The organism is Streptomyces sp. GbtcB6, from assembly GCF_019091475.1.
In the GTDB taxonomy this organism is placed as follows: Bacteria; Actinomycetota; Actinomycetes; order Streptomycetales; family Streptomycetaceae; genus Streptomyces; species Streptomyces hyaluromycini.
Map to the genome: position 1 here is coordinate 1 of NZ_JAGXJL010000090.1, position 25,003 is coordinate 25,003.

At 70.0% G+C, this 25,003-nt stretch carries 18 protein-coding genes and 3 pseudogenes; 7 read left to right on the forward strand and 14 right to left on the reverse strand.

Going from position 1 to position 25,003, the window contains the following annotated elements; genetic code table 11:
* Both KVT45_RS52110 and KVT45_RS52115 read right to left on the reverse strand, forming a co-directional pair.
* Positions 1-393 (reverse strand): annotated as a pseudogene (locus tag KVT45_RS52110) (MMPL family transporter); the annotation flags it as partial.
* Positions 394-461: 68 nt separating this feature from the next.
* Complete coding sequence (locus KVT45_RS52115; protein WP_217561642.1) at positions 462-1,265, reverse strand: alpha/beta fold hydrolase; 804 nt, start codon at positions 1,263-1,265, stop codon at positions 462-464.
* Between the two features lie 2 nt (positions 1,266-1,267).
* On the opposite strand from KVT45_RS52115, the gene KVT45_RS58590 reads away from it, so the two are divergent.
* Complete coding sequence (locus KVT45_RS58590; protein WP_368857573.1) at positions 1,268-1,774, forward strand: transposase; 507 nt, start codon at positions 1,268-1,270, stop codon at positions 1,772-1,774.
* A 227-nt stretch (positions 1,775-2,001) separates the two neighbouring features.
* Here KVT45_RS58590 and KVT45_RS52125 read toward each other — a convergent pair whose 3' ends face one another.
* From KVT45_RS52125 to KVT45_RS52135, 3 genes are read right to left on the reverse strand one after another with little or no spacing between them, the layout of a single operon-like run.
* Positions 2,002-3,357 carry an MFS transporter gene (locus KVT45_RS52125; protein WP_217561646.1) on the reverse strand — a complete coding sequence of 452 codons (1,356 nt, stop codon included), beginning with the start codon at positions 3,355-3,357 and terminating at the stop codon, positions 2,002-2,004.
* A gap of 53 nt (positions 3,358-3,410) precedes the next feature.
* Complete coding sequence (locus KVT45_RS52130) at positions 3,411-4,607, reverse strand: PLP-dependent aminotransferase family protein (protein WP_217561647.1); 1,197 nt, start codon at positions 4,605-4,607, stop codon at positions 3,411-3,413.
* Positions 4,604-7,813 (reverse strand): BTAD domain-containing putative transcriptional regulator, encoded by a 3,210-nt coding sequence (locus tag KVT45_RS52135; RefSeq protein WP_308311144.1) that lies wholly within the window; start codon positions 7,811-7,813, stop codon positions 4,604-4,606. Before KVT45_RS52135 ends, KVT45_RS52130 begins: the two co-directional genes overlap by 4 nt.
* Positions 7,814-8,370: 557 nt before the next feature.
* Here KVT45_RS52135 and KVT45_RS58300 point away from each other — a divergent pair.
* Both KVT45_RS58300 and KVT45_RS52145 read left to right on the forward strand, forming a co-directional pair.
* Complete coding sequence (locus KVT45_RS58300; protein WP_217561649.1) at positions 8,371-8,904, forward strand: cupin domain-containing protein; 534 nt, start codon at positions 8,371-8,373, stop codon at positions 8,902-8,904.
* Positions 8,905-8,917: 13 nt separating this feature from the next.
* Entirely contained in the window at positions 8,918-9,502 is a 585-nt protein-coding gene (locus tag KVT45_RS52145; protein WP_217561651.1) for a carboxymuconolactone decarboxylase family protein, read from the forward strand.
* 138 nt (positions 9,503-9,640) lie between these two features.
* On the opposite strand, the gene KVT45_RS52150 is transcribed toward KVT45_RS52145, so the two are convergent.
* The gene (locus tag KVT45_RS52150; protein ID WP_217561653.1) at positions 9,641-12,823 is read right to left on the reverse strand and encodes an AAA family ATPase; all 3,183 of its coding nucleotides are present in this window, start codon (positions 12,821-12,823) and stop codon (positions 9,641-9,643) included.
* 256 nt (positions 12,824-13,079) lie between these two features.
* On the reverse strand, positions 13,080-15,656 hold the full coding sequence (locus KVT45_RS52155; RefSeq protein WP_217561655.1) for an FAD-dependent oxidoreductase: 2,577 nt from the start codon (positions 15,654-15,656) through the stop codon (positions 13,080-13,082).
* A 386-nt stretch (positions 15,657-16,042) separates the two neighbouring features.
* Between KVT45_RS52155 and KVT45_RS52160 the strand changes: the two genes are divergently transcribed.
* From KVT45_RS52160 to KVT45_RS52170, 3 genes are all read left to right on the forward strand, one after another.
* Entirely contained in the window at positions 16,043-16,765 is a 723-nt protein-coding gene (locus KVT45_RS52160; protein WP_217561657.1) for an alpha/beta fold hydrolase, read from the forward strand.
* A 71-nt stretch (positions 16,766-16,836) separates the two neighbouring features.
* Positions 16,837-17,025 (forward strand): 2TM domain-containing protein, encoded by a 189-nt coding sequence (locus tag KVT45_RS52165; RefSeq protein ID WP_254648631.1) that lies wholly within the window; start codon positions 16,837-16,839, stop codon positions 17,023-17,025.
* A 34-nt stretch (positions 17,026-17,059) separates the two neighbouring features.
* A complete protein-coding gene (locus KVT45_RS52170) occupies positions 17,060-17,551 on the forward strand; it encodes a DUF4188 domain-containing protein (RefSeq protein WP_217561661.1) in 492 nt (163 codons plus the stop codon).
* Positions 17,552-17,865: 314 nt separating this feature from the next.
* On the opposite strand, the pseudogene KVT45_RS52175 reads toward KVT45_RS52170, so the two are convergent.
* Positions 17,866-17,970 (reverse strand): annotated as a pseudogene (locus tag KVT45_RS52175) (DUF397 domain-containing protein); the annotation flags it as partial.
* A 217-nt stretch (positions 17,971-18,187) separates the two neighbouring features.
* Positions 18,188-18,379: pseudogene (locus KVT45_RS52180) on the reverse strand (hypothetical protein); the annotation flags it as partial.
* 121 nt (positions 18,380-18,500) lie between these two features.
* On the opposite strand from KVT45_RS52180, the gene KVT45_RS52185 reads away from it, so the two are divergent.
* Positions 18,501-21,131, forward strand: coding sequence for an AAA family ATPase (locus tag KVT45_RS52185; protein ID WP_217561665.1), 2,631 nt, complete (start codon positions 18,501-18,503; stop codon positions 21,129-21,131).
* 974 nt (positions 21,132-22,105) lie between these two features.
* On the opposite strand, the gene KVT45_RS58595 is transcribed toward KVT45_RS52185, so the two are convergent.
* From KVT45_RS58595 to KVT45_RS52205, 5 genes are all read right to left on the reverse strand, one after another.
* Positions 22,106-22,324, reverse strand: coding sequence for a hypothetical protein (locus KVT45_RS58595; RefSeq protein ID WP_368669295.1), 219 nt, complete (start codon positions 22,322-22,324; stop codon positions 22,106-22,108).
* Positions 22,325-22,413: 89 nt separating this feature from the next.
* The gene (locus KVT45_RS52190) at positions 22,414-23,184 is read right to left on the reverse strand and encodes an SDR family NAD(P)-dependent oxidoreductase (RefSeq protein WP_217561667.1); all 771 of its coding nucleotides are present in this window, start codon (positions 23,182-23,184) and stop codon (positions 22,414-22,416) included.
* Entirely contained in the window at positions 23,181-23,948 is a 768-nt protein-coding gene (locus KVT45_RS52195; protein ID WP_217561669.1) for a VOC family protein, read from the reverse strand. The genes KVT45_RS52190 and KVT45_RS52195 overlap by 4 nt, the downstream gene beginning before the upstream one ends.
* A gap of 50 nt (positions 23,949-23,998) precedes the next feature.
* Positions 23,999-24,754, reverse strand: coding sequence for an SDR family oxidoreductase (locus KVT45_RS52200; RefSeq protein WP_217561671.1), 756 nt, complete (start codon positions 24,752-24,754; stop codon positions 23,999-24,001).
* A 29-nt stretch (positions 24,755-24,783) separates the two neighbouring features.
* Positions 24,784-25,003 (reverse strand): SDR family oxidoreductase (locus KVT45_RS52205; protein WP_217561673.1); only part of this gene is annotated, 220 nt, incomplete at its 5' end.

Sequence of the window (25,003 nt, forward strand, 5' to 3'; positions counted from 1 at the left end):
TGCTTCGCCGGGCGGCGCCTCGCCGCCGCCGGCCGGGGCCACCAGCGGGTGGGGGGCGGGCCGGTGGTGGCTGACCAGGGCCGGGCTGCCGGTGCTCCAGTAGGTGACGGTCCGGGTCACCACGTCGTGGGGAAGCACGTGGAGCGTCTGTGTGACGGCTCGCCGGAACCCAGGGTCGTCGACTGTCGTGCTGGGGCTGGTGTACAGGACCACCGCGTCGTTGCCGGTCCGGCCGAGCGTCGCCTCGGCACGTGCGGCCGCGCGCGAGCTCTGGCCGGCCGGATCGTCGAACCCTCCGGTGGTCAGCGAGCCGAAGACCCGCGTGCCCCAGATGCCGCCGAACGCCAGGAAGGTCACGGCCAGGCCGATCACCCAATACCGTCGGCCGACCATCGTCCGCCCCCACCTCTCGAACATCGCCGTCCCTTCCTGGCTTCGTCGGCTTCGTCGGCTTGGTGGTGTCAGCGCGCGGCGCGCTTGACGAGGGCGGCCGTTGCCGCGGGCTGCGCGATCATCGCGACATGCGAGGTGTCGGCCTCGAAGGTGTGCGCGCCGGCCCGGCGCGCCATGAACCGCTGCGCCGCCGGGGGCAGCACCTGGTCGTCGCGGCCCACGAGGTACCAGGACGGAAAGGTCTTCCCGGCCGGGGCGCCGGACGGCTCCCCGAGGGCGCGCACGTCCGCCGGCCGCTGGCCGGCCCACATCAGCTCGGCGGTCGCCTTCGGCAGGTCCCCGGCGAACACGTCGTGGAAGAGCTCCTTCTTGATGTAGCCGTCGACGAGGCCCTCACCGTAGGGACGGAAGTCCAGCGCCTCCTCCCCGAGCCTGCTTCCCTGGTACTTCGCCTGCAGCCCCAGCAGCGTCTCACCCTGGTCGGGCACGAACGCGGCCACGTAGACCAGCGCCTTCACGTTCGGGTTGCCGGTCGCGGCGTTCGTGACGACGATCCCGCCGTAGGAGTGCGCGACGAGGACGAGCGGGCCGCTGAGGGTCGCGAGGATGCCGGCCAGGTAGGCGGAGTCGGAGGCAACGCCGCGCAGTGGGTTGGGCGGTGCGATGACCGGATGGCCGTCGCGGATGAGCCGGGAGGCGACCCCGTTGCAGCGGGAGGCGCCGGCGAACGCGCCGTGCACGAGTACCACGGTGGGCTTCTGGCCGCTGCCGCTGCCGCTTCCGGTGTGTGCCTGCGCGGCGGGCGCGTCGAGTGCGGCGCCCACCACGACCGCGGCGGATCCGGCCAACAGTCCCCGGCGAGTTGTCGTCATCGATGTATACCCTTCGGTATCCGGTGTGCTCAGTGGTGATCGCGGGTCAGCGTAGAACCGGTTACTTGACGAGCACTGAACAGAAATCCGGGCGCCCTCCGGGAGTCGCTTCACCATCAGTTCCGTTGTTGTCAAGCAGGGCGAAGCTGCCTTCGCACAAAGCCGGAAACGCGTCGGCGAAATACTCGTCGGCGAAATTGAGTGAAGCTTCCCCCGAGGAGTTCAAGCGGGACGCGATCGCGCTCGTCGATTCCGCGGGCAAGACGGTCACCGCCGTCGCCCGGGAACCCGGTATCAGCTCCGAGTCCCTGCGCGGCTGGTACCGCCGAGCGCGAGGAGCTCAGGCGGCTGCGGAAGGAAGTCCGCGAACAGCGGCGGACGACCGGGACAACATGAACCGCAGGCGCGTCGCCCGCGTGATATGCGAGCTGACATCCACGGCGTCACCCGACGCAAGAGGCGTTCGCCGACCCGGCCGGATGCAATGGCAAAGCCGACCCCGGACTTGATCGGCCGCGACGCCATGGCCGGCAACCCCTGGAGCCCGGCTGCGTGATCCACGGCGATCGCGGCAGCGAACATACGTCGGCCCGGTTCCGGCACCGAACAAGTGAGCTTGGGCCACGGCAGAGTTGCGGGCGCGTCGGATCATGTCTCGACAACGCGGGCGCGGCGCGCTTCTGGGCCCTGCGAGACCTTCTACAACCGCCGCCGCCTCCGCAATCGTGGGGAAACGTCACCCCACTGCCTTTTCCTGGGCGCCGGCACGCGGCGCCGCAGTGTGGGCGCGCTTGTCCAAGGTGTACCGGCGTTGCAGCGCGATGGCGATCGTCATGAGCACGGCCGGTACCAAGGTGAAGCCATAGCGAACGGCCGCCAGCGCGCCGGGAGACTGCGTGGTGTGCTCGCCCGCGGTACTGGCCACGAACCCGCCCGCAGCCAGGCAGGCCGAATACACGTACGGCCCCAATGCGCCGCCGGTGGCCTCGGCGGCGGTCCACACGCCGGTGTAACTGCCCGCACTGGCGGTACCGGCCGGTCCGGCGGCGGCGATGACGTCGGGCACCATCGACAGCGGCATCAGTTGCATCGCGGCGAACGCGACACCCAGCATCGCCACGGCTGCGATCAGCAGGGGCAGGCCGGCCGCGGCGCCCAGGGCCAGCACCAGCGAGCCGGCCACGAACGCGGCCTGGGCGGCGAGCAGGCTGCGCTGTTTGCCGAGACGCCGGGCCACCACTACCCACAGGGGCGTGGTCAGGACCGCCGGCGCCATGAACGCCGCGATGAGCGCGGTCGTGAGCGCGGAGCGGCCCAGCTCGTACTCGGCGAAGTACGGCATGGCTGCCAGTACCAGGTGCATCGTGATCGCGACGGTCAGATATGACGCGGTCAGCGCACGGAACTGCCGGTCGCGCAGCGCCACCAGCAGCCCGCCCCGGTGCCCCGGCTCGGCCGGGGTGCCCGGCGCAGCCCGGTTGAGGCGGGCGACGCCGGTGATGCCGACCAGCATCGCCGCAAGCATGACCGCGCCGAGCAGCAGGGCCATTCTCATGTAGTCGCCGACGCCCGGATCGTCGCCGGCGACCACCGGCGCGGCCACGCCGGCGAGCAGGACGCTCACGGTGATCACGACATTGCGGTAGCCCATGAGGCGGGTCCGCTCGTGGTAGCCGATGCCCAGGTCGGCCGGTGTGGCGAGGTAGGAAACCTGGTAGCACGAGTAGAGCAGGTTGCCGGCGACCAGCGCCACCGAGACCCATATCGCGGCGGTTGTCCCGTGCAGGTCCGACGGCACGGCGAACATGGCCACGAAGGCGAGCACCACGACGCAGCCGGCCGACATCAGTTGCCGGCGGTGGCCGCCGCGGGCCAGGCCGGCATCGGAGATCCGGCCCACCCACGGGTGCAGCACGATATTGGCGACATTGGGCAGCAGCAGTGCGAGGCCGGCCACCTGCGGCGGCACGGCCAGGACGTCGGTCAGGAAGTACAGCAGGAAGATGCCCGGCACGGTCACCCAGATGCCCATGCCGATCGAACCGGCGGCGAACGGGACGAGTGCGCGGAGGGGGAGCCGAACCTTGGTCATGAGCAGCCTTCCGGGAATCCGCCGTAGGGGACTGTCGTTGCTCGCTTGCGTCCTCAGAAGGCCAGGGCCAGTCGGCGTACGGCCTCCCGCAGTTCTTCCGGAGTGCGGTCGCTGTAGGACAACCGCAGGTGCCGGGCCGAAGACCGCCGCCGGGGGTCCGCCGCGAAGAACTCGCCCGGCTGGTAGATCACGCCGTGGGCGGCCGCCCGCTGCAACAGCGCTGCGGGGTCCACGGCGTCGTCGGTGAGCCGCGGCCAGAGGAACAGCCCGCCTTCGGGGGCCACGATGTCGAGGGCGCCCGGGAGTTGTTCCTGCAGGGCGTCGATCAGCGCGTCGGCGCGTTCCTGGTACAGCGCGGTGGCGCTGCGCACGATCCGGTCGAACCATTGGGCGTCGTCGGTGAGCAGCCGTTCGATTATCGCCTGGGTCACCGAGGATGTGTGTACGTCGAGGCGGTTGCGCAGCCGGATCACCGGGTCCACGAGGTGGTCCGGCAGCACCAGCCAGCCCACGCGCCAGCCGGGGCCGAGGGTCTTGGTGAAGGTGTTGACGTGGATCGCCCGATCCGACTGGTTGAAGGCCGCGACACCCTGGTCCTGGCCGCCGAAGCGCAGTTCGCGGTACGGATTGTCGACGATCACGTAGAAGCCGTACCGCTCGGCGAGCTCGATCAGTGCCTGTCGCTTCGGCGCCGAGAGACTGACCTGGGCGGGGTTGTGGAAGTCGGGCACGGTGTAGGCCGCGGCGATCCGGGCGCCGGTGGCGAGCCGCCGGGCGAGGTGTTCGACATCGAAGCCGTCGGCCACGACCGGTACCGGCAGGATCCGCGTCGTCGATACCTCCAGGGCCCACAGGAAACCCGGGAACACCGGATCGTCCACCGCGACGGTGGCACCGCGCTCGACGACGGTCAGCACCGCCAGTGCGAGGCCGTGCATGCCACCGTTCGTCACCACGATCCGGCTCGGGTCGACGCCCTCCCGTTTCGCGATCCAGTCGCACAGCGCGGCGTTTCCGCGCGCCGGCGCATACTGCAGGGACGCGACCGCGGCGTCGGGAGCCTGCCACAGCTGCGCCGCTGCCTGGCCGATCGCCTCGACCGGCAAAGCCTCAGGCGCGGGGATGCCACCCAGCAGGCGAATCGTTCCGGGGGCAGGGGCGGCCAGGCTGGCGTCGACGAAGCCCTTCGGCGCCGAGAGCCCACGGGCCAGGGCCGTCAGCCCGCTCTGTTCCTCAGGGCCTGCGGTCATGCGTTGCCTCCAGGTCCTGAGAGGAGTCTTTCGGCGCGTCGCGCGAACAGGTGCGCCTCACATGCGGTGGATTGCGTGTAGGCCCGTTCGGCGGCGGCCCGGACAGCGGTGGGGGGTGCACCGCGGGCCTGCAACAGGCGGGCCTTCAGCAGCAGGAGCAGCCCTTCGGCGTATCGCTGGCCGTAGTCCCACATTGCCTGGTCGGCTCGGTCGAGAGCGGCGTCGGCCCGATCGAGCGATCCGGCTGCCAGCCACATCTCGGCGATCAGTGCGTAGTGGTAGGCGATGCCCCATTGCGGCGGATCGAGCAGGTGGGCGACCAGGAGTTCCTCGGCCTCGGCCGCGGCGCCGGCCGGATCCTCGCCGGTGAGGGCGCGTGCCCAGCACCAGCTCTGCCGGATGTAGTGGTCGATCTGGGCGCGGAGACGGGCGAGGCCGGCGGCGGCCCACCGCTCGCCGGCTCGCCGTGCGGCTTGGGCGTCCCCGGCCATGGAAGCGATCATGGTCGTGTAGTAGACCCAGACCGAGGCCGCGTACGGGTCCCCCGGGGTGTCCCAGGTGTCGACGAAAGCCAGCGCCGCGTCGACATCACCGTGCAGCGCGGTCATGACCGCCCGCCAGCCGGGCCCTTCCCCGGGAATGCTGCCGTCCCGCCGGAGCGGTGTCTCTTCGTCCGGGGCGAGGGCGCCGCCGGCAGCGGCGACATCCTCCTCGGTGAAGGACCGGTACGCCTCGCCGATGTTGCCGATGTCCCATTGATGCAGGCCCCAGGCCTGCCGGCCGTAGCGTCGGACGGCCGGATCGGAGGACACCTGACCGAGCTCGTGCATGCGGCGGGCCAACTGCCCGCGGCCCTTCTCGATGGAGGTGTAGGCACCCATCAGACGGATGAAGAGGAAGTCGGCGGCCTCCGCCTCCCGGCCGAGGGTGCGGGCCAGGTATTCGGCCCGCTCCAGCAGGTCGAAGGTCGAGGCGTCGTATCCCGACTGTCGTCTGACGACGATGGCGAGCAGCGTGAGGGCGGAGAACTCCAGTTCCATCAGTCCGGAAGCGCGGGTGACCTGTATGGCGTAGCGCAGCTGCCGATTGGCGGACTCGAAGGCGAGCTTGGCTGCCGCGCGGCGCCCGGCGCGGATGAGCGCCTCCGCGGTGCGATCGGACTCGGCGAGGGGGCCTGCGGCCCACAAGTGGTAGGCGAGGCGTTCGGCGACGTCCTCGTCGTCGGCATGGATCTGTTCGAGCGCGTCCGCGACGCGCAGATGCAGCTGGGTGACCTGCTGTGTCGTCGCGGTCTCGGAGACCGACTCGCGCACCAGGTCGTGCGCGAAGCGTAGCGAGGACGGCCCCTGCGGCCCGGGTTCGAGCAGCCCGAGCGTATGCAGCGGTTCCAGGCGATCGAGACAGTCCGCGATGTCCACACCGGTGGCGCGGGACAGCAGCCTGAGGTCGACGTCGCGGCCGATGAGCGCGGCCACCCGCAGCAGGTCGCGGGCGCGGTCGTCGAGCCCGGCCATCCGATCGCGGACGACGTCATGGACGGTGGAGGGGACTCCGGCCGATGCGGACGTGTCGCCGTCGGCATCGCCGATCGCGCCGACGCCGCTGAGGAGCCGGGACAGTTCGCGGACGAAGAACGGATTGCCGGAGGTACGGGCGTGGATGGCGCGGGCGACGGCGTCGCCGGGATCCTGGCCGGCCTCGTGGCGGATGAGTTCGGCCACGTCGGCCGGACCGAGCGGGCCGAGCCGGAACCTCCGGTGACCGGGCCGCCGGCTGGCAGCGGCCAGCACCCGGGAGAGGTCCGGGCTGAGTGTGGGTGCGCGGTCGCGTAGCGCGCCGATGATCGCGGTGCCGTGGGGAAGCCGCCCTGCCAGGTGCTGCAACAACTGCAGGGAGGTGGCGTCGGCCCATTGGAGGTCATCAAGTATCAGGAGTGTCGGCCGCCGCACCGAGGCTTGTCCGACGAGGGCGACGACCTGTTCGAACAGCCGGAACTGGGCGTTGCCGTTGGGGAGTTCCCGGGCCGCGTCGTCCCGCGCCGCAAGGAGGCTGCCCAGCCCGCCGGTGAGCCACTGCTCGCTCGCCGGAGCGGGCAGACTGCGGACGACCTGGCTCAGTGCCTGCTCCCATGGCCACATCGCCGGTGTCCCGTCGCCCTCCAGGCAGGAGCCCCAGACGGTGAGTGCACCCAGTCGACCCGCCAAGGCGGCGGCCTCCTCCAGCAGCCGGGTCTTGCCTGCGCCCGGTTCGCCTTCGACGATGCCGATCGCGGTGTCGCCGGCGAGTGCGCGCTCCACGATGCGCCGCAGCGTGGCGAGTTCCTCGGTCCGGCCGATCAAGGTGGCCGCCGTGGTCCGCCCGGCCTCCTCGTCCGCCTCCCGCACAGGCGGCGACGCCAGGGACTGGGCGAGAATCCGCCGCTGCGCGTCCTCCAGCGCCGGACCCGGGTCGATGCCGAGCTCCTCGGCGGGCCGGTCGCGGGTCTGACGAAACACCGACAGCGCCTCCGCCTGGCGTCCGGCAGCGCCGAGAACGCCGATGAGACCGGCCAGCACGAGTTCGTTGAACGGTGCCATCGATGCGGCCAGTTGCAGAGCCGCGAGCACCCGATCCGGTCGGCCCATCGACACCGCAAGCTCCGCCGCCGCCGTGCACGCGTCGTAGAACTCGTTGTCGAGTGCGGCGAAGACCGTCGTGGCGATGGTCCCGTCGGCGATGCCGTCGCCCGCCGGGCCGTGCCAGAGCCCGAGCGCTCCGACGTAGTGATCGAGGGCCGCCTCGCGATCGTGCTGCGTCAGCGCGGCTCTGGCGGCATCGACGAGTTCTCGGAAGGCGACGAGGTCCAGCGTGGCGGGGCCGGCGGCGAAAAGGTAGGAATTGCCGCGACGATGGAGGAACGAGCCGGCTTCGCGGACGGGCAGTAGGGGTTCGAGCAGCCGTCGCAACGCGCCGATGTACTTCTGAAGTACGTTCAAGGCACTGGAGGGGGCGCTCTCGCCCCAGATCAGGTCGATCAGCTCGCTCGTGCTGGTCGGCCTGCCGGTGCGGGCCAGCAGCAGAGCCAGGAGGTATGCCTGTTGCCGTGGCCCGGCACCCAGTTCGACACCGTCGCGCCAGATCCGTAGCGGGCCCAGGACCTGCAGATACGGCGATCCGCTCCCGGCCGGCTGATCTTCACCGCCGGACCGGGCTGCAAGGACTGGCACCGCTACCCTCCTCGATCCCGGGGCGGACACGACCCGGTCTCCGCTAGTGCCGACTTCGTGCGAGTGTACGTGGACTGGCCGAATTCCACCGCTGGGTGCGGCAAGGCTCGATCACGCCTTCGCAGGTGCCGCCGGCCACTCCGGCGGCCGTCGGCACGCCACAGCCTGCGGTGCAGCATCGGCGGAGGGGGCCGGTGCGGGGCGTCGGCCACCTCAGCGCCGGCACTTGACGCATTGGCCAAGATCTCGTACCGCTCGGCGCACCGGCACCATCGTCGGATCCTCCCTGGCGAGTGTCGACTCCTCATTCGGGCGAGGGCGACGTCGGTCGGCGCCCTTCTCGCCGGGCGTGCGTAGCGAGACGGACTTTACGGGCGGTGGAGCACCGTCCGCAGACGGTTCACTCCGCGTCAAGTGGAGGGCGCCAGTCTTGCGGTGTGCGACGGCGCCACTGCCTGCCGGGCTGCCTACCGCACTGACGCGACGACCTTGAATGCCCAAATAAGCCGAAAGGGGCAGGACTTCATATGAGCCCAGTGCAACCGTTCCGGAGAATCGTGACCGGCCATGACGCGTCCGACCGTGCGGTGATCACGCAGGACGCACCGCCGACTCGCGTGGTGGAGATCGGCGGACCTGGTGGCCCGACCTTCTATGAGGTGTGGAACACACGCCAGACGCCGGCCGTCATCGACCGGCAGTCGGGTGAGCCGGCGGAGGACGGTCTGGTGCTCGGACCTCCCGAACGTGGCACTCGCATCCGGGTGATCGACTTCCCTCCGGAGGACGACCGGATCCGGAACCTGACGGGGGCCGAGGCGGCCGAGAAGTTCGGGGAGATGGGCGGTGCCGACGCCGCACGGTCCGCTGCCGGCGCCCCTCATCCGTTGATGCACCGCACGCAGACGATCGACTACGGGATCGTCATCGAGGGCGAGCTCACGCTGGTCCTCGACGATGACGAGACCATCGTCCGCACCGGAGACATCGTGATTCAGCGCGGCACCAACCACGCATGGGCAAACCGGTCGGCTGCGAACTGCCGGGTCGCCTTCGTACTCATCGACGGCCAGTACACCGACGGACTCTGAGGAGGAGCGTCCTATGCGTATTCGACCCATCCCACCCGATGAGCTCAACCCTCAACTCCGCGAGGTGCATGACGGCATCGCCGGCCTCGTCACCGAGGAGCAGGACCGCGTCGTCATCCTCGACGACGACGGCGCGCTCGTCGGGCCGTTCGCGGCGATGCTGCACTTCCCCACGTTCGGGGTGCCGGCTCTGTTCCTGCAGCGGGCGGTCGCGGCCGAGGCTCGCCTCGATCCCATCGTTCGCGAGGTGGCGATCCTCACCGTCGGCGGCGCCTACGGCGCCCGGTACCTGCTGTACGCACACGAGCAGACGGCAGATGAGGTCGGCCTGCCGGCGGCACAGATCGCGACCTTGGCGGCGGGCGGACGGCCCTCCGGGCTGAGTGACGAACAGGCCGTCGCCCACGACGTCGCGATGGCGTTGACCTCCGGACGCATACTGCCGGACTCCACATACGACCGGGCCACGCAGTTGCTGGGCCACGACGGGGTCGGCGAGCTCGTGTTCCTCATCGGCAGCTACTGCCTCATCGCAATGGTGCTGAACTGCTTCGACGTGCCGGTCCCCGGTCGGGAACCGTCAACTGCCCAGCCGTGACGACGACAAGGTGTCTGCCGGCGATTGCGGCGTTGCGGATCGTCGCTTCGTAGTGCTCGGGCATCCGGGCGGCCGGCCGCGGCGGCCGGAGCACGCGGTCAGGCCGCCCACCGGCGGTGGACGGCCTGACCGCGGATGTCAGCGGGCTGCGCTGTCCGCAAGCTCGGCCATCAGTTCCTCGGCGCGGCGGGCGAACAGGTGGGCCTCGCGCTCGACGGACAGTGCGTGCGCCCGCTCGGCAACGGCCCGGAGGGTGGCGACCGGCTCGCCGCGTACCTGCAGCACCCGTGCCCGGAGCAGAAGCAGCAGGCTTTCGGCGTAGCGCTGGCCGTACGTTTCGATGGCCGAGTCCGCTCGGTCGAGCGCTGCGTCGGCCTCGTCCAGCTTTCCGGCTGCCAGCCACATCTCGCCGAGGAGCCCGTACCAGGTGGCCTGGCCCGAGCGCGGCGGGTCGGAGAGCGACGCGACGATCAGATCCTGTGCCTCTGCGGCTGCGCCGGCCGGGTCCTCGCCGGTCACGGCGCGCGCCCAGCACCGGGCCAGCCGTTGGTAGCTGCCGAGGAAACCGAACGAGAACGCCGGGTCGACGGCGATCCCGCGCTCAGCCGCGCGCAGTGCCCGCACGGGGTCGCCGATCAACGCGGCGACCCGTGCGGAGTAGGTCGCCCACACCGTGATCACGTAGGGATCGTCTCCTGCGGCGGCCTCCATCGTGTCGAGCAGGGCCAGCGCCGCGCCGGTGTCACCGTGCAGCGCGGTCATCATCGCGAGCATCCCGCCCCCTATCAGCCGCAGATCGCGCCGGAGCGGGTCTTCCTCCTGATGGGCCGGGTCGTCCAGCACGGTCCAGTCGGTCCGGCTCAGGTACCGGAACGCCTCGCCGATGTTGCCGAGACCCCACTGGTGGATGCCCCAGGCGTACCAGCCGTAGGTGCGCACCACCGGGTCGTCGGACACCTCTCCCTGCTCCAGCAGCCGGCGGGCCAGTCGGCCGGCGCGGTCCAGTTTCATGCCTTGGGCGTACGCGGCCCAGCGGGAGTAGAGGAAGTCGGCGGCCTCCCGTTCCCGGTCGAGTACACGGGAAAGGTGTTCAGCCCGCTCCAGCAGGCCGACCGCTGAACCCACGTATCCCGCCCGCATGCCGTCCACCGCGGTGAACAGTGACAGGGCAGCCAGCTCCAGCTCCGCCAGGCCCGCTGTCCGTGCCACCTGCGCGGCCGAGTGAAGCTGGCGCGCGGCTGCCTCAAGAGCCAGTTTGGCCGCCGCGCAGCGGCCTGCGCGGACGAGCGCGGTCGCGGTTCGGGCCGGATCCGCGAGGGGGCCGGCAGACCACAGGTGGTGGGCGAGGCGCTCGGCCACCAGTTCGGTGTCCGCGGCCCTGTGCTCCAGGGCGTCGGCAATCAGCAGGTGCAGTCGGGCCGCGCGCGGTGGCGGTATGTCCTCGGCCACCGATTCGCGGACCAGGTCGTGCGGAAAGCCGAACGAGTAGGGGTCCCCGGGCGAGGGTTGGAGCAGGCCGAGCCCTTCGCACGACTCCAGGCGGTCCAGACACGTCTGGTGGTCCAGGCCGGCGGTGCGGGCAAGGAGAGCGAGGTCGACGGTACGGCCGATGAGCGCGGCGATCTGCAACAGGCTTCTGGCGTCAGCTCCCAGTCCGGTCATCCGGTCGCGAACGACATCCCGGACAGTGGCCGGTACCGCGGTCCGGGCCGCGGTGGCCTCCGTGAGGACATGGGCGTCGGCGAGCAACCGGGACAGCTCGCGGACGAAGAAGGGGTTGCCTGCGGTGCGGGTGTGGATGAGGCGGGTGGCACCCGGGCCCGGGTCCTGTCCCGTCTCACGGCGGACGAGTTCGGCCACCTCGGCCGGGCCGAGCGGGCCGAGCGGGATCCGGCGGTGACCGGGCAGCCGACTCGCCGCGGCGAGCATCCGCCCCAGTTCCGGGCTCGGCGCGGGCGCACGGTCGCGGAGCGCCCCGATCACGGCGGTGCCGCCCGGCAGCCGAGCCATCAGGTGACCCAGCAGATCCAGCGAGGCGGCATCGGCCCACTGAAGGTCGTCGACGACGAGCACCACAGGTCGCCGCGCGGAAACCTGGCGGACGAGCGCGACAGCCTGCTCGAAGAAGCGGAACTGGACGCCGCTGTCCGGCAGGGCCGACGTCGTGTGGCCGTTGCCGCGCGGTGTCACGAGACGACCGAGTTCGCCCGCCTGCCAGTTCCCCCGCGCTGCGGCCGGCACGTCGTCCAGGAGCACGTTGATGATCTGCGCCCACGGCCACATCGACGGCGTGCCGTCCCCCGGCAGGCAATGGCCCCAGACAACGAGTGCGCCACGCCGGTTCGCCTCGGCGCCGACCTCCTCAAGCAGGCGGGTCTTGCCCACTCCGGGTTCTCCTTCGACCAGCACAAGCCCCGTCGATCCGGCGAGTGCCGATTCCACCGCATGCCGCACCACCGCCAGTTCCTCGGCCCGGCCGACCAGGCAGTCGGCAGTCGACGCCCCGGTGGTGGGTGCCGCCAACCGTTCATAGGGCATTTCCTCAGCCGGTGCCCGTTCCAGCACACGCAGGTGAGCGGCCACCAGTGCCGGGCCGGGGTCGACGCCCAACTCCTCAGCCAGCCGGGCGCGGACGGTCCGGAACACCGACAGCGCCTCGGCCGGCTGACCGGCGGCAGCCAGGGCGGCGATGAGACTCGCCTGCACTCTCTCGTGCAACGGCGCCATCCGGGCGGCCATGTGCAAGGACTGGAGCACCCGTTCGGGCCGGCCGAGCCCTATCGCCAACTCGGCCGCCGCCACGCAGGCGTGGTGGAACTCGCCGTCCAGCCCGGCGAAGATCGCCATACCGGTCGAACCGTAGGCGACCCCGTCACCGGCCGAGCCCTGCCAGAGCCCCACCGCTTCCAGGTACCCGTCGAGTGCCGCAACGGGCCGCTGCTCTGCGATGGCGCCCTCGGCCGCGTCGACCAGCTCACGGAACCTTACGACGTCCAGTGTCCCGGGAGCAGCCACGAACAGGTACGCACTGCCGCGACGCTGCAGGTACGAGCCGGGTTCACGCGCGGGCAACGCCGGCTCCAGCAGCCGCCGCAGCGCGCCGACATACTTCTGGAGAATGTTGACCGCCGAGGCCGGGACGTCCTCGGCCCAGATCAGGTCGACCAACTCGCCGATGCTGACCGGCTCGCCCGCACGGGCGAGGAGCACGGCGAGCAGATACGCCTGCTGCGGAGGACCGGCGTCCAATTCCACGCCGTCTCGCCAGACCCGTAGCGGACCGAGAACCTGCAGACGCAGGGACGCGTCGGAGGAGGCCATTCCTTTTTCCATTCCCAGTCCCGGGTCGCCCTCGCTGCCGTCCATTGCCCGTGGTGACGAAGTCACGCGGCGGGGAAAGCGACTACTGCTCATTGCCGGCCAGAAGGGCAAGGCAAACGACCAGGGGCGACAGGTGATCGCGGCAGGTTCTTCAGCCGGGCAACGCGCCGAGTGCCACTGGACAGGCTGGAGTCACAAGCCGTTGTCCGTCGTGCTGTCGACGGGACGCGCGGACAGTAACCGCGGTCGGCCCGTCCTACTGACCGATCACCAGGTCCTCGGTGGGCAGTGTCTGGCAGGCCAGCCGCCAGCCCGCCGCCAACTCGTCGGCGGAGAACATCCCCCGGTCGTCGGTCTCGTAGGCGCCGGAGAGCACCCGCACCCGGCAGGTACCGCAAGCGCCCTCGCCGCACGACTGGGGCAACGCGACGCCGACGGCGTTGGCGGCGTCGAGGACCGACTGCCCGGGGCTGCACGGGAACGCCGGGGCGCCGCCCACCGTGCCGATCATGAACTCGGTGACACCCGCCGCCGCGGCGGCGACGGCGATGGCGTGCGCCTTCTCCCGGCGGGTCTCCTTGCTCCGGCCCGACACGAACGCCTCGGTGCGGATGGCCTCTCGCGGCACCCCCAGTTCCGTCAGGCGGCCGATCAGGGCCTGCATCATGGGCGCCGGCCCGCACAGGTGCACGCGGGTCGTCGGGCCGGCATGGGGCAGCAACTCGTCGAGACCGATCCGCCCTGTTCGGTCGGTCGCGAAGACCGACACCTCCAGCCCCGGCAACCGGGACCGCAGCGCTTCGACCTCCGGCCCGAACACCACCTCGTCCTCGGTCCGGTAGCTCGCCAGCAGGACGATCCGCCCCGTGTGACCGGCGTCGGCGGCCGCGAGCAGGACACTCATCAGCGGGGTGATCCCGACGCCCCCGGCGATGAGCAGGAGTGTGTCCGCCGTGCCTTCCTCGGAGCCCGGCTCCCAGGTGAACTCGCCGTGCGGGCCGCTCACCCGCAACGCCAGCCCGAGCTCCAGTTCCTCATGCAGGAAACCCGAGCCCAGCCCGTCCGGCTCGTGCTTCACAGCGATCTCGATGAAGCCGCTCTCCCCGGGACTGCTGCAGATCGAGTACGACCGTTCGATCGGCTCGATGGCGACGGGCAGGTCGACCTTCACGTACTGCCCGGCGGCGAACGAGAACGGCATCGTGTCCCCGTCCAGGGGTTCGAAGCGGATCCTTCGGACCGTCGGGGTCAGCACCTCGATGCCGGCCACACGCAGATAGCCCTCCCAGGGCGTGGCCGAATCCCGGGTCGTCCCGCCGGAACGGATGGACCTCCACATCGTCCCGAGCTGCCGTGGTTTCAGGACAGCGTTCGCCGCCATCAGCCCGCCCGCCAGCGCCCCCACCACGCCGGACCCCCAGGCGTCCTGCCCGGCCACGAAGAGGCCCTTGACCGGGGTACGGCATCCCGCCCGCGCCGAGCGCAACCGCTGGGGAGTCGCCGCGAGTCCGTAGAAGGATCCCCGCACGCTGTGCTGATAGGTCTCGAACGACAGCGGCGTCGCCAGTTCGGCGAACGCGATCGTCTCCCGGAAGCCGGGCCAGCGTTCCTCCAGGCGGGCGATCAGCCGTCCGGTCAGCTCGTCCTTGAACTTCCGGTAGCTGTCCGGCCGCTCGTTCTCGGGCGTCCCGCGCCACTCGTCGACCACCTTCGGATCGACGAGTTCCAGCAGCTCCACCGTGTGGAACCGGGCGGCCGGGTTGTTGAGCGAGGCGAACGACACGTACAGCGTGCCTTCCCCCGGAGGGCGACGAATGCTGTCGTGCTCGTCGAGACCCGGCATGAACCAGTGGTTCTCGCCGCGCAGCCCGAACTCGGCCGGCGACCGGTTCAGCCCGAGAAACAGCATGACCGCCGACCGTTCCTCGGGCAGCTCCGCCAGTTCGTGGCTTTTCCCGATCAGGGCGTACGTGTTGCGCACTCCGGCCGCCGAGACAACTGTGTCCGTCCGCACACGGTAGCGGCGGCCGGTGGCGGTGTCCTCGACGTCGACACCGGCCACCTTGCCACTCTCGACGACGACCTCGTGAACCCTCTGCCGGGAGCGCAGCACCACGTCATACCGCTGCAGGATCTCCAGAACGACCCGGTTGAGCTCCTGCGGGCCGCCCACGGGATGTGCGGTGCCTTCCATGAAGAAGGTCAGCGGGACCGCCGCGTGATAGCCGAACGCGCTCGACGCCGGCGGAGTGCCGTACAGCCCCCACCGCGCGGCCAGAACGGCCCGCAGACGCGGATCGCGGAAACTGCGGGCAACCTGGTCCCGCAACGATCGGAACGTCGACGGGAACAGCCGCTCGACGACGGGCGCACCCGCTTTGCGCAGCCCGGCGGGGAACGATGCGAAGACATTGCGCGCGGCCAGCCCGGCCATGGCCCAGCGAGTGATGCGGAAGAAGCCGTCTATGGCGTCGGCCTCGGCGGGGAACCGTTCCTTCAGACGCGTGCGGAACCCCTCCTTCGTGGCGGGGACGGCGAAATCGAACCCCGGGAAGTGCAGTGCGTCGTACTCGTCCGGCAGCGGCGAAAGCTGCGCCCGTCCATCCGTCATGAACCCGAGGAACGGGCCGGCGTTTGCGCTCATGTAATGCAGCCCGGTGCCGAACCGGTATCGCCCGGCGCGGGAGAACTCGTGCGTCATCCCGCCGAGCGTGTAGTGCTGTTCGAGGACGAGAACACTCTTCCCGCCGAACTGCGCGATCGTGCGCGCCGCCGCGAGACCGCCCATACCCGACCCGATCACCACCACGTCGGCTTCCGCGTCCGACACCATCTGCAACCCCCAGTCATCCGTCCCCTGCAGGCTCAGATTGGCCGAACCGGCTTGACGTCGACTGAATGATCAGTGGAGGCCATCCGGAACCAGGTCCCGGACTTATTCAATTCCCGTCCACTGCGACGTCCTAGCTTTGCGCCGAGCCCGAGGGTGCGCAGCCGTGTCGTTCTTCGCTGAATTCATCCGCACACCCACCACGGTCGCCGCGGTCGCGCGTCCGGTTCGTCGACCGACGTGTCCGGACACTTCCGGCGGTCGATGTCGCGCCGGCGGACGTGTCCCGCAAGCGCGGTTCGAAGAAGTGGTCGTCAGCCGGACGGTGCGGGAGAACCCGACACCCGCTCCGGTCCTTGTCGGCCGTCATCCGAAGGAGAGGTTGGTCCATGGTGAGCGGGAATCCGACGATCGTGCTCGTGCACGGAGCCTTTGCCGACAGCAGCGGCTTCAACGCCGTCGCCAAGCGGCTTGTCGCGGACGGTCATCCGGTGGTCGCCGCGCCGAATCCACTTCGAGGGCTCACCTTTGACGCGGCCAACGTCAAGGCACTGCTGGACAGCATCAAGGGACCGATCGTGCTGGTCGGGCACTCGTACGGCGGTGCGGTCATCTCCGCTGCCGCCGCGGGAAACGCGAACGTGAAGGCACTGGTCTACCTGGCGGCGTTCGTGCCGGAGACGGGCGAAAGCGCGCAAGCACTGGTCGAGCGGTTCCCGGGCAGCACTGTGGGCGAGTCCTTGAAGCCTGTGCCACTGCCCGACGGACAAGTAGACCTGTACATCGACCCGAAGGTCTTTCATCCCCATTTCGCGGCCGACGTGTCGGCGGAGGAAGCCGCCCTCTATTCGATCACGCAACGCCCGGCCACCGGCGCCGCCCTCGGCGAGCCCGCCACCGGTCCGCAAGCCTGGCACACGATCCCGAACTACAACCTCATCAGCGGCGCCGACAGGATCATCCCACCGGCGACGCAGGAGTTCATGGCCCAGCGTTCCGGCGCGAAGACCCAGGTGGTCGAGGGTGCTTCACACATGGTGTTCGTCTCCCGGCCGGGTGCGACGGTGGCCCTCATCGAGACAGCCGTGCAGGAACAGGTGCTCCCGCGATAGCACCGCCGATCACCGCAAGTGAATCGACCCGATGATCCGTGGGAGAGAAAATGCATAAGAGCGAAAGGGCCATGAGGTGGGGCCTGCGGGTCCACCTTTTCTGGTACATCATCGCCCATGTGGCCCAGGTGGCGCTGTGGGCGATTTTCACACCCGACCACTTCTTCTGGCCCTTGTGGTCGATTCTGAGCTGGGGTATCGGGCTGGTGATCCACTTCTGGGCGGTTCGTTCGAAATCCCGATCGCTCGTCCGGCCGTGACCTGAACCATCGCAACGAGGGCCAGAGGAGGATCATGTCCGAGAAAGTGGTTCCGGGTCGGAACACCGCCGCCGCCGAAGGCGACGTCGTCGTCTTCCACATCGGGCTACGGATCAACCGGCTGCGAGCATTCTCCAGCTGGTTGCCGGCATTCATGTCGATGCCGCGAATGCTGCGCGAGCTGGCACAGGAAAGGAGCAGCGGGCTCCTCGGCTACAAGGTGCTCTACGGCAGCTTCCGAGACTTCTACGTCGTCCAGTACTGGTCCGACAAGGAACAGCTCCTCGCCTACGCCCACCAGCAGGACAAGGAGCACCGGCCCGCTTGGGCAGCGTTCAACCGACGAGCACGTGCCGGGAAGGGTCATGTGGGTATCTGGCACGAGACGTTCATCGTCCCGGCAGGCTCCTACGAATCGGTGTACGTCGACATGCCCGCATACGGCCTCGGCGCCGCGACAGGTGTCGTACCGGTCGGCCGACGCGGCGACACGGCGGCCCAGCGTCTGAGGGCGGCAGAGATGTAGGCGTCCGTTCCGCGAGAATCGCTCACGCTGAACCGCCCTGGCTCGCACGGAGACCACGTGGTCTCCGCACCGCAGTACACCCGAGTGCCAGGGAGCCGGACGGCTTGCCGGGCGGCGAGGCGGCGAACACCGAAGTTCCAGGCGCGCGCCGATGGGCTGCGAATGGATTTAAAAGCGTACGAGAAAACAGCCGGCGCCGGGATGAGCCACCCCGGCGCCATTAACCTCCGCGTTTCGCTTCGGGCGGCTGATTTGATGTGACGGCCGTGTAGCGTTTGCCCCCTGACCACTTGTCAGGGGGCAAACCTCACTAACTACTGAGCCGCGAAGTTCACGAACGCGGCCCACGCGGCACCATCGACCGTGAGCCCCAAGCGCATAGCGTCCTTGGAGTCCCGAACGTGAATGGCCTCGGAGCAGGCGGCGACCTCCGCGGATCCCCCTCACCTATTCGATCCGCGCCGAGAAGGCTTGAGCCATTCGATCCTGCACGGATCGGGACCATGCCCATACAGACGTGAAGCCTCTGGCAGGACGGCCCAACCATGCGCTCAGCTCCTTCCGCCAGGCCGTACTCGTCCTTCACTGGTTCCGCGAGCGCGGCTGTGTGCAGTACTCGACGGAACGACTTGTGGTTCAGCCAGAAACCAGCTGAGCAAACATCACTGGCTGGCAGAGGCCCTTCCCAGCAGACTTCACGGCCGCGGCGCATTTGGACGGCACTTGATGCTTGTACGTCTGCAGGGTGAAGCCCGGGTCCGCGTGACCGAGAGACTCGAAGAACGCCTTGATACTCTCCTCTGCGTGCAGGAGCACGGTGGCGTGGGCCTCCAACTCCTCGGACTGTGAGCCCATCAGAATCGGCCCCTCCACCGCCATGGCTGGGACGGGAAGACCCGTGTTGCCTCGGCTCGGTTGCCCTTCAAGAAGAACGCACCTGACAGGCTTCGTGCCGAGCAGTTCCCCGGACGCGGGCGCTCACGAGCGCGTACTCCTCTCGCTGTATCGCGCCGCCCGGATGACGCCGCTGCACGAAACGGGGCAGGCGAGTCTCGTCATCGCCCTGGCCGCCGCCGGCCGACAGGCAGAAGCGCTGGCGGTGTTCCGGACCGTTCGCGCCCAGCTGGCCGAGGAGTTGGGCATCGATCCTGGCCCGGCGCTGGTGACCGCACAACAGCGCGTACTGGAACAGACACCGGCACCGGCCGAGGAAACGCCGTACGAACGGCCGCCGGCCGCTGCCGGCGAAACCCCGCCCGGCGGCCGCCTGGTGGGCCGGGACCAGGAGCTCGCGGTGCTGCGGCAGGCCGTGGAGCCCGCGCTGGCCGCAGGCACCGGGTTCGTCCTGGTCGAGGGAGAACCCGGGGTGGGCAAGACCCGCCTGCTTGAGGAGGCCGACGCCGAAGCCCGCCGGAGCGGCGCACTCGTCGTCTGGGGCCGCTGTCTGGAGGGAGACGGCACGCCCTCGATGTGGCCCTGGGTGCAGGCCGTCGGCGCGATCCTCGGCAGTCTGCCTGCCACAACGCGCGAGGAGTGGCACGTCGGCGAACTCGGCCGCCTCCTGGGCCCGCAGGGGCGTGTCCCCACAACGCCGGTGCTGCCGGACGGCGGCACCCAGTTCCGCCTGGTCGAGCAGTCTGTCGCGCTCGTAGGCCGGGTGTCGGTGGGCCGGCCGGTGGTGCTCGTCGTCGACGACCTCCAGTGGGCCGACGCCGCCTCACTCGATCTGTTCAGCCACCTGACGGCTCACCTGCCGCGCGGCACGGCCGTGATCGGGGCGCTCCGCGACCGTGCGCCCACACCCGGCACGGAGTTGGAACGGCTGCTCGCCGCGGCGAGTCGGCTGCCCCGCCACCGCCGGATCCGGCTCGACCCGCTCGACCCGGCCGAAGTGGCCGAACTCGTCCGCCAGGAGACCGGCCAGGACCCCGGCCCCGGCGCCACCCGCAACATCCACGCCCGCACCGCAGGCAACCCCTTCTTCGTCCGGGAACTGTCCCGCCTCCTCGCCGGCCGCAGCGTCCTCACCGAGGCCGCCACCGCACGCACCGGAGTGCCCGCCACCGTCCGGGACGTCGTTCGCGACCGGATGGCCGGACTGGACACCGACACCAGACACCTGTTGCAGATCGCCGCGCTGATCGGCCGGGACGCCGACCTCGCGCTGCTCGCGCGCGCCGCCGGACTCGACATGCCGACCTGCCTCGACCGCCTTGAACCCCTACAGGAACTCGGCCTCCTCGAGCCCTCCCCCGGAGATCCGCATTCGTTCCGCTTCGCACACGACCTGGTCCGCGAGTCCGTCGCCGATGCCACACCGCCGCGTCGGGCGATCCAGCTGCACCTGCTCGTCGCGGACGCACTGGAGCACAACACGACCACGGACGACGAGCGCCTCGCCCATCACCTGTGGGCCGCCGGCCCCCTCGCGGACCCGGCCCGCACCGCCACCGCACTGATACGCGCGGGCCGCTGCGCGGCGGGAAAGTCAGCACTCGATGCCGCCGCACGACAGCTGCAGTCCGCCGCGCAGGTGGCGCGCGCAGCGGGCCTGGCGGAGCTGGAACTGTCCGCCCTCTCGCTCTTCACCGCGGTGGACGGGATGCGGGCGGGGAACGTCGGCTCGGCGCTCGAACTGCTGGAACGGGCCGAGTACCTGGCACGTGGCCTGGGCCGGGAACGGGAGGCCGCCGACTTCCTCTTCTCCCGCTGGGCCGCCCACTCCCAGGGCATCCAACTCGACCGCGCCGGACGACTGGCACGGCGGCTGCTGGAACAGGGCGAGGCATCCGCCGACCCGGTCGTCCGCACGTACGGCCAGTACGCGTGGGGCATCCACCACTGGGACGTCGGCCACATCGTCGAGGCGTACCGGTACCTGAGCCAGACCAGCGCGACCATGCTCGACGCCCTGACGCAGGGCCGGGAGGACCCGCTCCGGCGCGACCTGCGGCTGCTCGGGCCTGCCATGCTCGCACTGATGACCGCGCTGCACGGCGACCTCCCCACAGCACAGGCACTGTTCGACACGATCGAGACCACCGCTGACGACGACCCCTACGTGATCACCGTCTGGGCCGCATTCGCCTGCACGGCCGCAGCACTGGCCGGCGACGCCGCGCAGGCGCTGCGCACGGCCGAGCGAGGGAGCGCCCTGGACCCCGAGTTCTCGTTCGTCTTCCTCGGCAGCTACCAGCGGCTGGCTCTGTGCTGGGCGCACGCCGTGGCCGGCGAGGACCCGGCCGGCGCCGCGGCGGAGGCACAACGGCTGATCACCGTGGCGCTGGCCGACCCACCACGCTCCGGCCTCGCCACCTGGTACGGCCTCCTCGGCGAAATGTGGCTGATGGCCGGCAAGTTGGACGAAGCCGCCGCAGCCCTCGACCGGGCGGACTCGGCCCTGGACACACACGGCCAGCGCTACGCCGAGGGCCTGCTGCTCCTGATACGGGCGCGGGTGCTACAGGCCCGCGGTGAACCCGCCGCCACCGTCCGGGCCACCGCCGAACGAGCCGTGGCACTGTCCACCGAACGCGAAGCCCACCTCTTCGCCCACCGCGCGAAAGAACTGCTGACTTGACGGAACTGAACTGTTCCTGGATGCGCCGCCGACGGGCGCCCCGGCATCGTCCAGCGCGCCGAGAAATGGGACGACCCGCTCTCGTTCCAGGGTGCCCCCGCATCATTGACCGTCGACCGCCGCTCCCTGCCCGCGCTTCGAAAGGCCGCATCCAGAACTCAAGCTCACACTCCACACGACGGCCGCCCGTACGCACGATCGGGCGGGCTCCCCGCCGATGATCCCCGCCTACGCAGCCGAAACGAGTGTGGCTCTGGCGCATCATGGCCATCCACCACAACAGCGACGGCGCAGCCGACTACGTCATCAACTCGAACGGCTATCCCCGCTCAGCGGGGTGAACCACTACTCCGTGTGACCCTGCCGGCCATCCGGGCAGCACAGGTATCCCGCAACCCGTTCACTGGACTGGGGCCGCCTCCGGGGAGAATCTGGGGAGTATGCGCAGCCCTGGGGAGCGCGTGGGGAGAATCGACTGCACAACACGGCATGAGCCCGAAAGACCGTGAAAGACACGTCGACGCAGGTCAGAGACAGCTCATACGCCATCACCGCAGGTCAGCGCCGTTAGGTAGACAACTTCAAGAAGATCTCCTCGCCCTGCCGTAACCAAGCCTCCGACCTGGCCTTTTGAGTACTTTTCAACGCTGGGGAGAATCCGGGGAGAATCGAATGACACTCCCCACCTCGCGCCCGGTGCAACGAACCCGCCCGGCTTCCCTGTTCGCCAGCGCCGGCCGAGCCGACCGCCCCTGTGACGCATCACAGACAGTGACACCAGCGCGCCACCACCGGCAGCGGGCTGCCGCAGGCAGTCGCGATGTCCGCGGCAGGTCTTCTCCACGGCCGTCGAGAGGTTCTGGAGGAGGGATCTGGTGGGCCGTCGGCGAGGTGCCTGCTGAGCAGGCCCTTTTCCCATGGCCCCCAGCCCCGAACGACGCATGCGGCTTTCGCCGCACGTCGCTCTCCAGTGACTATTCCGTGAGTGCTGGCACAGGTCTTGTGCCGTGGATGTCCGGGTGACAACTTCCGCAGGCCACGAGGGTTTTGCGGTGTCGCGCGGCCATGAGATCCGCCCACGGCGGCCGGTTCCCGGATCGTCCGAGGTCGGCGAGTTGGGCGACGTGATGGACTTCCACCTCGTCGACGCGTCCGCATGGCTCGCACCGCCCGGCCAGAAGCCGGGTGACCAACTCCCTGCGTTTGATGGTGAGCGGGGCGCTGGGCTTTGGGCCGCACGTAGGTGCTGAGCTTGTTGAGGAGTGCTTCGCCTGCGCGGTGTTCAGAGTTGGGTCTGGCCGCCGTTGACCTCGTAGACGGAGCCGGTGACGAAGGCGGCTTCGTCCGAGAGCAGGAAGCTCACCACGCCTGCGACCTCGTCGACCTGGCCCACGCGGCCCATCGCGGTTTTCGCGGCGATGGAGGCGCGGACCTCCGGCGGGAGTGCTCGTGCCGACGGTGCGTCGATCGGACCGGGTGCGACGGCGTTGATGCGGATGCCTCGCTGCGCGTATTCGACCGCGGCAGAGCGGGTGAGCCCGACGATGCCGTGCTTGGAGGCCGAGTACGCGGCCCGCCCGGCGTGGGCCATCACCCCGGCGGTGGAGGCCATGTTGAGGATGGTCCCACCGCCGGCTTCGAGCATGTGGGCGATCTCGGCCTTCATGCTGTGGAAGACGCCGGTCAGGTTGATGGTGATGACGTCGTTCCAGTCGTTCAGAGCGATGTCGTGGACCTCGACCAGATCGGGCGTGATGCCGGCGTTGTTGAAGGCGAGGTCGAGGGCGCCGTAGGTCGTGACGGTGAAAGCGACGAGACGCTCGGTGTCGTCGAACGAGCGGACGTCCGCGGCGAACGCGGATGCGAGGTGTCCGGCGGCGCGGAGTTCCGCGGCGACGCGTTCGGCGGCCCCCGCGTCACGGTCGGCGACGACGATACGCGCGCCGTCCGCGGCGAGTCGCCTCGCGGCCGCTTCGCCGAGGCCGGATCCGGCGCCGGTGACGAGCCCGACCTTGCCGGTCTTGTCTCGCCTGTCGTGGGGGCTGGTGGTCATGCGGCGGCCTCCTCGGTGGTGAGCTGGACGAGTGTGAAGACGGCGCCCGCGGGGTCGAGGAAGACCGTGATCGTGCCGATCTCGATCGGCATCGGCGGCATGAGCCGGGTGCCGCCGTGTTCGGTGGCGGCCGTCGCGGCGGCTTCGATGTCGTCGACGGCGAAGTACACGTCCCAGTACGCGGGGGTCTCGGCAGGCATGGCCGGCGGCCGTGGCAGGAGCCCGGAGAAAGATCTGCCGTGTGTCTGCCACTCGCGGCGGCCGAGGCGACCGCTCGGCTCCGTGAGCCCCCACCCGAACGCCTCGCGGTAGAACGCTGCGGACGTGTCGACGTCGTCGGTGATCAGTTCGCCCCATGCGAGGGTGCCGTGTGCGGGCCGCTTGGAGTGCCGTGTGGCGGGCGCGCGGAGCGCGAACCGTGTTCCGTTGGGATCGATCACGACCGCGGTTTCGGCGGAGTCGCCGTCGGCCGGGGGCAGGACCGCGCCGTTGGCGTTGGAGACGGCGGTCAGCGCGGTGCCGAGGTCGTCGACGTCGAAGTGGATGAGCCATCCAGAGATCCCGTCGGCCACAGTGATCTCGGCGATGTCGGCCACCGGCGTGCCCGCGGCGGATGCGATCAGCCGGCCGTTGGTCTCGGTGACGGCCCAGCCCAGCACGGCCCTGTAGAAGGAAGCGACGGTGTGCGGGGCGGCCGAGGCGAGGCTTGCCCATCTGGGCCCGACGGCGGTCGGAGACGCGTCGTCGGTCGCGGTCGTAGCCATGGTCATGTTCCGTTCAGTGTGCTGCGGTCCACGCAGGGTTTTCGGCATGGTCACTGGAGTGCACCCCCGCTGATCAGGAGGCTCTGCCCGCTGATCCAGGCCGCGAGCCCGGAGGCGAGGTACTCGGCGGCGTCCGCGACGTCGTCGACGGTCCCCATCCGGCGGCCGATGCGCCCGGGCCGGGCGACGAACTGCCGGACCGGGTGGTCGGGGTCCGGCTCGGTGAACACGCCCGCGCCCTCGATCGCCGTGGGAAGGATCGCGTTGACGGTGACCCCGCGGTCAGCGAGCTCGTGCGCCAGGACCTGTACGGCATAGCGCGGTGCTGTCTTGCTCGCCCCGTACAGTCCCTCGCCGCGGACCGGCACGGTCGTCGTGCTCGAACCGACGTAGATGATCCGGCCGCCGTCCACGACGTGCCGCGCCGCCGCCTGGAGGGTGAAGAAGGTGCCCCGGGTGTTGACGGCGAAGAGACGGTCGAACTGCTCCTCGGTGATGTCGAGGAAATCGATGCCGATGAGCTCGACACCCGCGTTGGCGACCGCGATGTCGACCTGCCCGAAACGGTCGGCGGCCTCGGCGAAGAGGCGCTGGATGTCAGGTACGACGGACATGTCGGCCTGTACGGCGATCGCCTCCGCGCCCAGACGCTCGATCTCTGCGACCGTCGCGTCGGCGTCCTTCGCGCTGGAGGCGTAGTTGACCACGATGTTCGCGCCGAGGCATGCATAGCGCAGGGCGATCGCCCTGCCGATGCCTCGGGCGGAACCCGTGATCAGGGCCGTCTTGCCGGTCAGATCCCGCATCGGAATCGTTGCCCCTGCCGGTCTGCCGTTCACAGGCTCTGTCCGCCGGAGATCTCGATGCGCTGCGCGGTGACCCACCGGTTCGCATCCGAGAGAAGGGCGGTCACCGCGCCCGCGATGTCGTCGGGTTCGCCCACGCGTCCCAGCGCGACCTGCGAGGTGAGGTAGTTCCGGACCTGTTCGTCGTGCATCATGCCGCCGCCGAAGTCGGTCGCGGTCGCCCCGGGCGCGACGGTGTTCACGCGGATA